The organism is Rheinheimera sp. (assembly GCF_030824435.1).
GTDB lineage: Bacteria > Pseudomonadota > Gammaproteobacteria > Enterobacterales > Alteromonadaceae > Pararheinheimera.
In genome coordinates, this window is record NZ_JAVBXS010000046.1 from 1 (window position 1) to 2,837 (window position 2,837).

Annotated in this window: 1 protein-coding gene and 1 pseudogene; both read left to right on the plus strand. The window is 51.7% G+C overall.

Annotation, left to right across the window (positions count from 1 at the left end):
- A partial coding sequence (gene rbbA / locus RCH83_RS10720; protein ID WP_306521833.1) for a ribosome-associated ATPase/putative transporter RbbA occupies nucleotides 1-2,624 on the plus strand: 2,624 nt, incomplete at its 5' end.
- Between the two features lies 1 nt (nucleotide 2,625).
- Nucleotides 2,626-2,837 (plus strand): annotated as a pseudogene (locus RCH83_RS10725) (hypothetical protein); the annotation flags it as partial.

Genomic DNA, 2,837 nt, shown 5'->3' on the forward strand with positions numbered 1-2,837 from the left:
GTAAATCCAGTTTATTGGCGCTGCTGTCAGGTGCCCGAACACTGCAACAAGGCAAAGTGCAGGTACTTGGGGGTGATATCACCAACCGCCGTCACCGCAACCAGGTGTGCCCTGCTATTGCTTATATGCCGCAGGGCCTTGGCAAAAATCTGTATCTGACGTTGTCGGTAGAAGAAAATCTGCAGTTTTTTGGCCGTTTGTTTGGCCACAACGCTTTGGAGCGCCGTCGTCGTATTGACGAGCTAACCCATGCCACTGGTTTATCTGATTTTTTAACCAGACCTGCCGGAAAATTATCCGGTGGTATGAAACAAAAACTCGGCCTCTGTTGTGCCCTTATTCACGACCCTGAGTTGTTAATTCTGGACGAGCCCACCACAGGGGTTGATCCGCTCGCCCGCAGTCAGTTTTGGCAGCTTATTGCGCACATCAGGGCGCAAAGGCCGGGCATGAGTGTGTTGGTGGCGACAGCCTATATGGACGAAGCCAGTTGTTTTGACCATTTGCTGGTGATGAATGCCGGTACTCTGCTGGCCGAAGGCAGCCCGGCGCAGCTTTACCAACAAACCGGCTGCAGCACTTTGGAAGCCGCTTTTATTGCCTTGTTGCCGCCTGAACTGCGGGCTTTGCATCAGCAGGTGGTGGTGCCACCACTTTCCGATAACAGCGATGCCACCATAGCGATAGCTGCCGAGCAGTTGACGATGCAATTTGACGATTTTGTCGCTGTTGATACAGTGAGTTTTCAAATCCGTCAGGGCGAAATTTTTGGTTTTTTAGGCTCCAACGGCTGTGGTAAATCCACCACCATGAAAATGTTAACTGGCTTATTGCCAGCCAGCAGTGGCACAGCCTGGTTGTTCGGTCAGGAGCTTAAAAGCAACGATTTATCCACCCGCAAAAGAGTGGGTTATATGTCGCAGTCGTTTTCGCTGTATAACCAGCTGACGGTCAGGCAAAACCTGCAGTTACATGCCCGGTTGTTTCATGTGGCAGAGCCGCAGATTGCCGGGCGGGTGGAGCTGATGCTGCAACGTTTTTCGCTGGCGCAATATCAACACAGCCTGCCGGACACTTTGCCACTTGGCATGCGCCAGCGGCTGTCGCTGGCCGTTGCCATGGTGCATCAGCCTGAGCTGTTGATCCTCGACGAACCCACGTCCGGCGTTGACCCTATAGCCCGGGATCAGTTCTGGCAGCTGATGGTGGATTTAGCGCGGCAAGACAAAGTCACCATTTTTATCTCCACCCACTTTATGAATGAAGCCCAGCGCTGTGACCGTATTTCGTTAATGCACGCCGGTAAAGTGCTGGTCAGCGACACGCCGGCAAATTTAACTGCAGCCCATCAGGGGTCGTTGGAGCAGGCGTTTATCTGGTATTTACAACAAGCCGGTGCCGGCCAGCAGTTGCCGGCAGTTACAGGCAGCACGACTGAAGCCAAAGACCTGGGCACAATGCAAAACCCTGCAGCTGCTGCAACCACAAACAAAAGACAACTCTTTAGTTTCAGGCGTTTATTCAGTTACTCCAGAAGGGAAACGCTGGAGCTTAAACGTGATCCTATCCGCGGTGCGCTGGCGCTGTTGGGCAGCCTGGTACTGATGTTGTTTTTTGGTTATGGCATTACCATGGATGTAGACGATTTAACTTTTGCCGTGCTGGATCAGGATCAGTCCTTGCTGAGCCAAAACTATGTGCAGAACCTGGCGGGCTCAAGGTATTTTATTCAAAAACCCGATCTTCAGAGTGAACAGCAGCTGGACCAGCGCATGCGCAGTGGCGAGCTGGCGCTGGCGCTGGAAATTCCGCCCGGTTTTGGCCGGCGTCTGAGTCGGGGTGAAAGGGTAGAAATTGGCGCCTGGATAGACGGTGCTATGCCAAACCGGGCTGAAACCACCAAAGGTTATGTGCTGGGTATGCATTTGCACTGGCTGCAACAACAGGCGCGGCAGTCGGCTGGCGTTGTGTCTTCGATGCCTTTTTCAGTGCAAACCCGCTTTCGTTATAACCCGGATATCAGAAGTTTAGTGGCCATGGTGCCTGCCATTATCCCGTTGTTATTATTGATGATCCCGGCGCTGTTAACCGCTTTGTCTGTGGTGAGGGAAAAAGAGCTGGGTTCTATTATTAATTTGTATGTGACACCGGTCAGCCGGTTGGAATTTTTATTGGGCAAACAGCTGCCTTATCTGCTGCTGGCGTTTTTTAATTATGTGTTGATGCTGGTTGTTGCGGTAGCGGTTTTTGCCGTGCCTTTAACGGGTTCATTGTTGGCCTTGTCGCTCAGTGCGTTGATTTTTATTATTTTTTCCACAGGTTTTGGCTTTTTTGCTTCGACTTTTACCCGCAGTCAGATAGCGGCCATTCTGGTGACTGTGCTGGGCACCATGATACCGGCGGTGCAGTTTGCCGGCATGATCAACCCGGTGTCGGCGCTGGAAGGGGGCGGGCGGCTGATTGGTGAAATACATCCGGCCAGCCATATGCTGACTATCAGCCGCGGCGTGTTTAGCAAAGGGCTGCAATTGTCTGACATTTACCCTTCGTTGTTGTTAATGAGTGCAGCTGTGCCTGTGGTGCTGCTGGCGGCACTGTTGTTGTTAAAAAAGCAGGAGCGTTAAGATGAACCTGCCAATAACAAGACCTCAGCACCAGAAAAACCGCTTGCGGCAAAAGCTGGCTACTATCTGGTATTTATTGCAAAAAGAGTTATGGAGCCTGTGGCGTGAACCCGTGATGTTGGTGCTGATAGTGGTCAGTTTTTCGGTCAGCATTTATCTGGCCGGCTCTTCGTTGCCGGAAACCTTACATAAAGCCGCTATTGCCATTGTTGA